8 protein-coding genes are annotated in these 8,602 nt (G+C 44.1%); 5 read left to right on the top strand and 3 right to left on the bottom strand.

The window, feature by feature from the left end:
* Nucleotides 1-357, bottom strand: a 357-nt coding sequence (locus tag VIP81_RS09990; protein ID WP_422653328.1) for an ACP phosphodiesterase, incomplete at its 3' end; no start/stop codon positions are given.
* A 44-nt stretch (nucleotides 358-401) separates the two neighbouring features.
* Nucleotides 402-899 carry a hypothetical protein gene (locus tag VIP81_RS09995; protein ID WP_331959298.1) on the bottom strand — a complete coding sequence of 166 codons (498 nt, stop codon included), beginning with the start codon at nucleotides 897-899 and terminating at the stop codon, nucleotides 402-404.
* A 349-nt stretch (nucleotides 900-1,248) separates the two neighbouring features.
* On the opposite strand from VIP81_RS09995, the gene VIP81_RS10000 reads away from it, so the two are divergent.
* Together VIP81_RS10000 and VIP81_RS10005 are read left to right on the top strand one after the other, a co-directional pair.
* Complete coding sequence (locus VIP81_RS10000; RefSeq protein ID WP_331959301.1) at nucleotides 1,249-1,701, top strand: hypothetical protein; 453 nt, start codon at nucleotides 1,249-1,251, stop codon at nucleotides 1,699-1,701.
* Nucleotides 1,702-1,855: 154 nt separating this feature from the next.
* Complete coding sequence (locus VIP81_RS10005; protein ID WP_133806957.1) at nucleotides 1,856-2,830, top strand: deoxyhypusine synthase family protein; 975 nt, start codon at nucleotides 1,856-1,858, stop codon at nucleotides 2,828-2,830.
* Nucleotides 2,831-2,945: 115 nt separating this feature from the next.
* Here the strand turns inward: VIP81_RS10005 and hemW are convergent, their stop codons facing one another.
* Entirely contained in the window at nucleotides 2,946-4,070 is a 1,125-nt protein-coding gene (hemW, locus tag VIP81_RS10010; RefSeq protein WP_331959306.1) for a radical SAM family heme chaperone HemW, read from the bottom strand.
* A gap of 195 nt (nucleotides 4,071-4,265) precedes the next feature.
* On the opposite strand from hemW, the gene VIP81_RS10015 reads away from it, so the two are divergent.
* The 3 genes from VIP81_RS10015 (at nucleotide 4,266) to VIP81_RS10025 (ending at nucleotide 8,463) form a co-directional block, all read left to right on the top strand.
* Nucleotides 4,266-5,351: a DUF4271 domain-containing protein gene (locus VIP81_RS10015; protein WP_331959309.1), complete on the top strand. Its 1,086-nt coding sequence runs from the start codon at nucleotides 4,266-4,268 to the stop codon at nucleotides 5,349-5,351.
* Between the two features lie 35 nt (nucleotides 5,352-5,386).
* Nucleotides 5,387-6,178 carry a uroporphyrinogen-III synthase gene (locus tag VIP81_RS10020; RefSeq protein ID WP_331959312.1) on the top strand — a complete coding sequence of 264 codons (792 nt, stop codon included), beginning with the start codon at nucleotides 5,387-5,389 and terminating at the stop codon, nucleotides 6,176-6,178.
* Nucleotides 6,179-6,417: 239 nt separating this feature from the next.
* On the top strand, nucleotides 6,418-8,463 hold the full coding sequence (locus VIP81_RS10025; protein ID WP_331959315.1) for a thioredoxin domain-containing protein: 2,046 nt from the start codon (nucleotides 6,418-6,420) through the stop codon (nucleotides 8,461-8,463).
* Nucleotides 8,464-8,602: the final 139 nt, after the last annotated feature.

Below are 8,602 nucleotides of genomic sequence, written 5' to 3' on the forward strand. Positions count from 1 at the left end.
ATCCGGTGGTAGCTGCGCTGCCCGCTGATTTACCTCGCTATAAACGTAACGGGCAAACGAATACAGTGAATCATTCGTAAATCGCTCAGGGTCAGCCGCTAAGAAATGATCATATACGAGGTCGGTAAACACGCCGCTATACAACCCGCAGGATGGCCGGAAAAAAAGTTTAGCCCTGCCCGTTACGGGATGCTGGTCGGTAAAAGTGTCAATAGCCCGGTGAATACGAATGCCCTGTTGTATCCCTACATCAAAGGCAGCCATGTTTTTCCGGCCCTTCACAAAATCAGCGATCAGATTGCCTGTAATCAGGTCAGGCTGACGAAAAGATAGATAAGCATGGGCCAGATGGTTCATGGCCTCAAGTTACGTATTTATGCTAAATGGCTTTAGTTGTATGGCTACGCTATCAGCGGCCTTGCGGCATAAGTTTGCAGGGCTTCCAGGGCTTTTTCGGTGTCCAGTACACTCATCATCATTTTTTCACCGTTCATCAGTTCCAGGAGCAATCCTTTTTTGCCTCGGGTAATATACCCTTTGCCATATGCATTGCTACTCCGGACAGGCCATCCGCTGAAATCCTTTTTAGGATCAAACTCTACGATAGTGGCGGATTTGATCTGTGACCAGTCATAATGTACAGACTGAAACCGCCAGGAAAGATACCGGAAAGAAATCCCGCTTTCATCTATACACAGCTTCAGACCAAATATCGCCCAAATGTAGCCCAGTAGAAGGGTTTCCGTGAAAGCAGCGATAATGAGCATACTAAACCGGAAGTTATCTGTTTGCCAGATACCGCCATTGTGTGGGTTTAAATAAATGCTGGTGAGAGACGGGAAGAGCAAAAGAATCCAGATACTAATAGGGTTGCTGTACTCAGCAAAGGATTTTTTCATGTTCGGGCTTAGGTATGAAGGGTTTACTCGTTTACGATGGGCATTTTCACACCTCCCATTAAAATATCATATTTCTTTTAAAACCTTATCCATTTTAACAATTTCTTAACTCTCGCTGATGCAACATTGGCAAGTTGGCACCAACAGACAGACTATGGCTGCTCTATATCTGCGTATGTCCGCCACCGGTCAGGCGGACGTTCATTAACGGATACTCCAATTTATCAAGTACTTCCACCAGTAAAGTATGCCTTGACCACTGCCCACTTCCCGACGTAGCTTTGACTCATCGAAACAAACAAAACAAACAAAACAAAAAAAATTACAATCACTATAAATTTTTTCCGCCATGAAAAAGCTTATTTTATTATTAAGTGCCGCACTTTTACTCAGCGCCAATGTGCTTCTCGCAAGCCCTTATGAAACTACTGCTAACACTAAAATTAACAGTACGTTTAATGAATCTTTCACCGGAGCTACCGATGTTAAATGGTATACCGATGATAACAAAACGTTTACCGCTAAATTTACGATGAGTAATACCAAGGTAACAGCGTTTTTCAAGGAAGATGGTACCTTACTTGCTACCTCCCGTTACCTCCAGGCAGAACAATTGCCATTGAAAGTAACTGGTAAACTGAATAAAAAATATCCTGGTACAAGCATCTATTGTGTAGTGGAATATAATTCCGGTGATAACGTAGTGTATTTTGTTACTTTAGAAAGTGCAGATACCTGGACAGTTATCAAAACAGATGCAGATGCTAATATTAAAGTACACAGCCGCCTGAAAAAAGCTTAGTTTTAGTAGTGTTAAAAATACAGGGCTCATGGTAATTACCATGGGCTCTTTTGTTTTATTTCCACACCCCGTGCCCCCTCCCAAAATTATCTTAACTTTGCCACCTGTTAAGGCTTTATTAGCCAGACTGTTAATGTATAAATGATTAAATGACATGAACAAGGGACCCGTTTCTCAATTTATCCAGCACCATTACCGCCACTTTAATGCAGCTGCATTGGTGGATGCTGCCAAAGGATATGAAACACATTTGCTGGAAGGCGGTAAAATGATGGTGACATTGGCCGGTGCGATGAGTACGGCTGAACTGGGCATTTCTTTCGCAGAAATGATCCGTCAGGGTAAAGTGGATATCATTTCCTGCACCGGTGCAAACCTGGAAGAAGATATCATGAACCTGGTAGCACATACACACTATAAGAGAGTGCCTAACTACCGCGATCTGAGCCCACAGGAAGAATGGGATCTGCTGGAACAGGGTTTCAACCGTGTTACAGACACCTGTATTCCTGAAGAAGAAGCTTTCCGTCGCATCCAGAAGCATATCCACAAAATATGGAAGGAAGCAGAAGAAAGCGGTGAGCGCTACTTCCCGCACGAATACATGTACAAATTGCTGCTGAGCGGTGTAATGAAAGAACATTACGAAATTGATCCAAAGAACAGCTGGATGATTGCCGCTGCAGAAATGAATATTCCTATCATCGTTCCAGGATGGGAAGACAGCACCATGGGTAATATCTTCGCTTCCTACTGCATCAAAGGTGAACTGAAAACGTCTACCATGAAAAGCGGTATCGAATACATGATCTACCTGTCTGAATGGTACCGTGCAAACTCTTCTGGTAAAGGCGTTGGCTTCTTCCAGATTGGTGGCGGTATTGCCGGTGACTTCCCGATTTGCGTAGTACCAATGATGTACCAGGATCTGGAATGGACAGATGTACCTTTCTGGGGTTATTTCTGCCAGATATCAGATTCTACTACTTCTTACGGTTCCTACTCCGGCGCGGTTCCTAATGAAAAAATTACCTGGGGTAAACTGGATATCCACACACCTAAGTTTATTGTAGAATCAGATGCTACTATCGTAGCGCCACTGATGTTTGCGTATATCCTTGGATGGTAGAAACAGCTTTTAGCCATTAGCTTTTAGCTTTTAGAAAAAATGCAGCGAAGATGAACATTATGTTCTCCGCTGCATTTTTTCTAAAAGCTAAAAGCTAAAAGCTAAAAGCTAAAAGCTATATAAATAATTCTGCTGCAATCCCATCTGCAAATAACCTTCCTGCTTTCGTGAGCCGCAATGTTTCCCCTGCCCGCTCCATATGCTTCATGACCATAAAGGGTTGGCTATGTGCAATCAGATGGGTGGTGAGTGTGGTGCCGAACTTTTCTGCTACCCATTCCAGGTTGCAGCCGGCGGAGGTACGCAGGGCCGTCATGATATACTCGTTGAACTGCATGGCGGTGGTGAGCGATTCTATTTCAAAAGGAACTTTCCCTTCGGTGATACTATCAATGTATTTTGTGTTGTGGGCGATATTCCATTGTCTGGATACGCCGTTAAAGGAGTGGGCGGATGGGCCCAGACCGAGGTATGATTTGCCCTGCCAGTAGCTGCTGTTATGTTTGGAATGCCATCCCGGTAAGGCAAAATTGGAAATTTCATAATGTTCATAACCAGCAGCTCCTAATAGCTCCATCAGCATTTCAAAGTGCAGTGCTGCTTTATCGGGATCGGTGGCCGCCATTTTCTTTTTCTTAATAAAATGATCCAGTGCAGTACCCGGTTCTACGGTGAGGGCATAGCAGGATAAGTGTGGGACGCCCAGTGCAATGGCCTGTTTTACATTTTGTTCCCAGCCTTCGTCGGTAAGTGTAGGACCGCCGTAGATAAGGTCAATGGTGATGTTCTGAAACCCCAGGTCCTGCGCTTGTCGTACGCAATCCAATGCCTGTCGGCTGTTATGGGCCCGATTCATCCAGGTGAGATCTGCTTCGTGAAATGACTGTATGCCTATGCTCAAGCGGTTGATGCCGGCGGCTTTGAGCATAGTTAGTTTTTCGATGCTGAGATCATCGGGATTAGCTTCCAGTGTTATTTCAGCGTCGTCGGCTATTGGAAAGGTTGCCCGTAAATGGGCCAGTAATGCCTGTAATTCATCTGCCAGCAACAAACTTGGGGTGCCGCCACCAAAATAGATGGTGTGTACCGGGGCCCCGGCCAGGTAATCTTTTTGAAGGGTGATTTCCTGCAACAAACTTTTTACCATTGCTCCTTGCCGGGAAACGGAAGTAGAAAAGTGGAAGTTACAGTAGTAACAAGCCTGTTTACAAAAAGGAATATGTAAATAAATTCCGGACATGTGCGTTTTATAGTGGTCTGCCATTGCCGTTTTACGGGTCAACTATGGACTATTTTAATATCTTTGCAACGTCAAAATTACGTTTCAGTTTTGTTATGTGAACAGGACAACGTTAATTGCCACTGTTTCCTTTGTGCGTGAAAGAGACGTATTATTGAAAAACCGATTTTAAAGTCATTGCAAAATATTTTCCTGGTGCGAAACTGGTTACTGCTGTTATTCACTCTCAGTTATTTGCCAATACTGGCGCAAACAACAGATTCCGCTGCCGTAAAGGCGCCGGTGGTAAAGAAAAAGCCGGTAATCACCCATACGGCAGGCGATTCAACACGACCGAAGGTGCGTACCGCACCAGTGAAAAGAGATTCGTCACGGGTACAATCTGTTAAAAGAGACAGCAGCCGCGCTATTGCTCCGTTAATTACGCACGCTAAAAAAGATACCACTCGTTTATTGTCAGATACCGCGCAGCATAAAATGGATAGTTCCGCCGTGGCAGCCATTCCTAAGGTAAAGCTTCCCTCGGCCTACGATCTGTACATGAAAAAGATGGCGGCGGAAAACATCTTTCTAAAACCCGGCCGACCTACGTTTGTAGACACCAACCCGGTGCGCCCTTACCGCAATATGGACTGGCTCATTTATTTAATGGCAGGCGTATTATTGGTATTGAGCCTGATCCGCTTGTTTTACCAGAAGTATTTCGCTGATCTTTTCAGGGCTTTTCTGAATCCTACGCTGAGCCAGCGGCAGTTAAAGGACCAGTTGTCGCAGTCGCCCTTTCCTAATATGCTGCTGAATATTTTCTTTGCTATTGTACTGGGATTGTATTTCTACCTGGTATTATACCGGCAGCAGGTGTTTCCGCAGGCAGAGCCCTGGTTATTGATTCCGGGCTTAATAGTGCTGGTGGCAGTGGTATATGGGTTTAAATACACGATGCTGCGCTTTTGTGGCTGGTTATTTGGCAATACGGAGCTGGCGGATGCCTACATTTTCATTTTATACCTCATCAATAAGATTTTGGGTGTGTTGCTGGTGCCTTTTTTGGTCATAATTGCCTTCTGTACCCCTGAAATTGCCCGAACTTTCCTGTATATATCGTTATTCTTTATTGTATTACTCATTATATACCGGTATATTAGATCTTATTCACTGGTTAGGCAGTACCTATCTTTCAGTAAATTGCATTTTTTTCTTTACCTTTGCGCATTCGAAGTAGCGCCTGTTTTAATATTAACCAAGGTGCTGCAGAATATCTGGTTAACTGGTAATCCCTGATTATCGCCTATTGTTAACACAAGAGCAAAAAACGTATGATAAAAGGCGGGCCAAAAAAAGATTTGCAAGGTAAACAAATTCAGTCAATCCTAATTTCTCAACCTAAGCCTGAAACAGAAAAGTCGCCCTACTTTGATTTGGCCAAAAAGTTCAATATTAAATTGGATTTTTTCCCGTTCATTAGGGTGGAAGGTTTGCCAGCGAAGGAATTCAGAAAACAGAAAATCGACATTCTTAGCTTTACGGCAGTGATTTTCACCAGTCGTAATTCGGTAGACCACTTTTTCCGGATCTGTGAGGAAATGAAGGTGAAAGTGTCGCAGGACTGCAAATACTTTTGTATTACAGAAGCTGTAGCGTTGTACCTGCAGAAATTCATTCTCTATCGTAAGCGGAAGGTATTTTACGGGGCAGATGGTTCTACCAAAGGAGTACTGGAGGTAATGAACAAGCACCGGGATAATGAAAAATTCCTGTTCCCAAGCTCTGATAGCCAGAAAAAAGATATTGAAGAGTGGTTAAAAGCGAACAAGTGTGAATATGCCACTGCTACCCTTTACAAAACCGTTTCTACAGATGTAAAGGAAGTATTGGCGGCCACTACTTACGACATGATCGTGTTTTTCAGTCCTTCAGGTGTGAAATCACTGTTTGAGAACATGCCGGGGTTTGAGCAGAATGGTACCCATATCGGTGCCTTCGGACCAACTACCTCTGCAGCGGTTGAAGAAGCAGGACTAAGACTGGATGTAAAAGCACCGCTTCCACAGGCGCCTTCAATGGCAGCCGCGCTGGAACAGTATCTTACCACATTAATTAAAAAGTAAGCAGTTTTTCTGCCCATAAAATTTAGCAGGGATGGCATCATGTCATCCCTGTTTTTGTTACTGCAACAGCGGCGCAGTCATGCAGAAAATGCACGCCGGGCTTATGTTTCCCCCTGCAGCTTTCTAAAAGCTAAAAGCTAATGGCTAAAAGCTTGAAAAATATTTCTTTGTAATCCTGAAAAAATAAATTTCTTTGTAAGAGATTTTTCTATCAATCAGTCTATCGTGTAACGGAGTCCATGAACAAGCTTATCAGTGAAACCAGCCCGTATTTGTTGCAGCATGCGCATAATCCTGTCCATTGGTATCCGTGGGGAGAAGAAGCCCTGCAGCGGGCATTAAAGGAAGATAAACCTATATTGGTTAGCATTGGATATGCTGCCTGCCATTGGTGCCATGTAATGGAACGCGAGAGTTTTGAAAATGAGGCTACCGCAGCCATCATGAACGAACACTTTATTAATATTAAAATAGACCGGGAAGAAAGACCAGACCTGGATCATATTTATATGGATGCTGTGCAGGCGATGACCGGCGCTGGCGGCTGGCCGCTGAATGTTTTTCTTACACCGGATAAAAAACCTTTTTACGGCGGCACCTATTTCCCGCCGGTGCAGGCTTACAACCGGCCTTCATGGACAGATGTACTTCTCTCCCTCTCCGATGCTTTTGATAAAAAGCGGGAGGAAATAGAAACACAGGCCGATAACCTGGTACAACACATCAGCCAGTCGGCACAGATTGGGCAACAGATGGGACTGGAGCTGAACATTCCCCGCGAAGAATTATTTACCAAAGCCCAGTGTGATACGATTTGTGAGAATATCCTCAAACAGGCAGACACCACCTGGGGCGGCTTTGGTCGTGCGCCTAAGTTCCCGCAAACCTTTACCATCGCTTATTTGCTGCGGCATCACCATGCCTGGCACCATCCGGAAGCACTGCAACAGGCATTGCTATCACTGGATAAAATGTTGCAGGGAGGACTCTATGATCAATTAGGCGGTGGTTTTGCAAGGTATTCTACCGATGAAAAATGGCTGGCGCCACATTTTGAAAAGATGCTGTACGATAATGCGCTGCTGATAGATGTGCTCTGCGACGCTTATCAGCTGACCCGCAACGACGTATATGCGCAAACGATAAGGGATACACTGACTTATATTTCCCGTGAAATGACTTCCCCGGAAGGTGGCTTCTATGCCGCACTGGATGCGGATTCGGAAGGCGTGGAAGGGAAGTTTTATACATGGAGCAAAGCCGAAATACATCATATACTGGGAGAACAGGCAGCGCCTTTCTGTGAGTATTATGATGTAAGCGAGCATGGAAACTGGGAAGAACAAAACATATTATGGGTACAAAAGCCCCTCCTGGAGTTTGCTGCAGAGAAGGGCTATGATGCTGCTATCTTTAGCGCCATGCTGAAAGGCTGCCGCGAAAAACTACTGGCGGTGCGGGCAAACAGGATCCGGCCCGGGTTAGACGATAAAATTCTGCTGGGCTGGAATGCCATGATGGTGCATGCCTGCTGTAAAGCTTATGGTGCACTGGGCATAGAAGAATACCGGCAGATGGCGATCCGTAACATGGATTTCTGTCTGGCTAATTTCCGTCAAACAGAAGATGGACAAGCTTTTTATCACACCTGGAAAAATAAACAGGCAAAGTATCCGGCTTTCCTGGACGACTATGCATGTCTTATCCAGGCATTGATTGCACTGCAGGAAATCACCGGTAATACCACCTATCTGTACCAGGCCAGAGATATTGCCGCTTTTGTAACAGCGCATTTCAGCGATGAAAACCAATTATTTTTTTACTATACCATTGAAGGTCAGGATGATGTGATTGTGCGTAAGAAAGAGATCTATGATGGCGCCGTTCCCAGCGGGAATGCGGTAATGATGCAGAACCTTTGGTACCTCTCTGTTGTTTTTGATCATAAGCAATGGGCCGACAGATGCATAGGAGCCGTTTCCAGTCTTTCGCAAACGGTAGTACGCTATCCAACCTCATTTGGCGTGTGGGCGAGCCAGTTATTACAATTTGTAAAAGGAACCCCGGAGCTGGCAGTGATAGGAAAAGATTTTAAAGAGAAAATGCAGGAAACCCAAAAGTGGTTTATTCCGTATAAAATATTAATAGGCGCAGAAAAAAATATTTCTGACATCCCGTTGCTGACGGATCGGGCCGTGGAAAATGATACTTTGGTCTATTTATGTAAAGATTATCATTGCATTAAGCCAGTACATTATATAGAAGAAATTATTAATTTAATATAATAATTATGTAACTTGCCCCTGATAAGGGTGGCAAATGATTTCATAAATGTTATTACGTTAATATAATAAAATGTTAAAAGCAGCGTTTAAACTAGTTACAGAACGGTTGTAAGTGGGATTGAAAAAGTTGTATAAAAAG

The organism is Chitinophaga sp. (genome assembly GCF_036566945.1).
Lineage (GTDB): Bacteria > Bacteroidota > Bacteroidia > Chitinophagales > Chitinophagaceae > Chitinophaga.

Bases quoted from the DNA above. Each gene is read 5' to 3' on its own strand.
- VIP81_RS10000 (WP_331959301.1), top strand. From the start codon at position 1,249: ATGAAAAAGCTTATTTTATTATTAAGTGCCGCACTTTTACTCAGCGCC.
- hemW (WP_331959306.1), bottom strand. From the start codon at position 4,070: ATGTCCGGAATTTATTTACATATTCCTTTTTGTAAACAGGCTTGTTAC.
- VIP81_RS10005 (WP_133806957.1), top strand. From the start codon at position 1,856: ATGAACAAGGGACCCGTTTCTCAATTTATCCAGCACCATTACCGCCAC.
- VIP81_RS10020 (WP_331959312.1), top strand. From the start codon at position 5,387: ATGATAAAAGGCGGGCCAAAAAAAGATTTGCAAGGTAAACAAATTCAG.
- VIP81_RS10025 (WP_331959315.1), top strand. From the start codon at position 6,418: ATGAACAAGCTTATCAGTGAAACCAGCCCGTATTTGTTGCAGCATGCG.
- VIP81_RS09995 (WP_331959298.1), bottom strand. From the start codon at position 899: ATGAAAAAATCCTTTGCTGAGTACAGCAACCCTATTAGTATCTGGATT.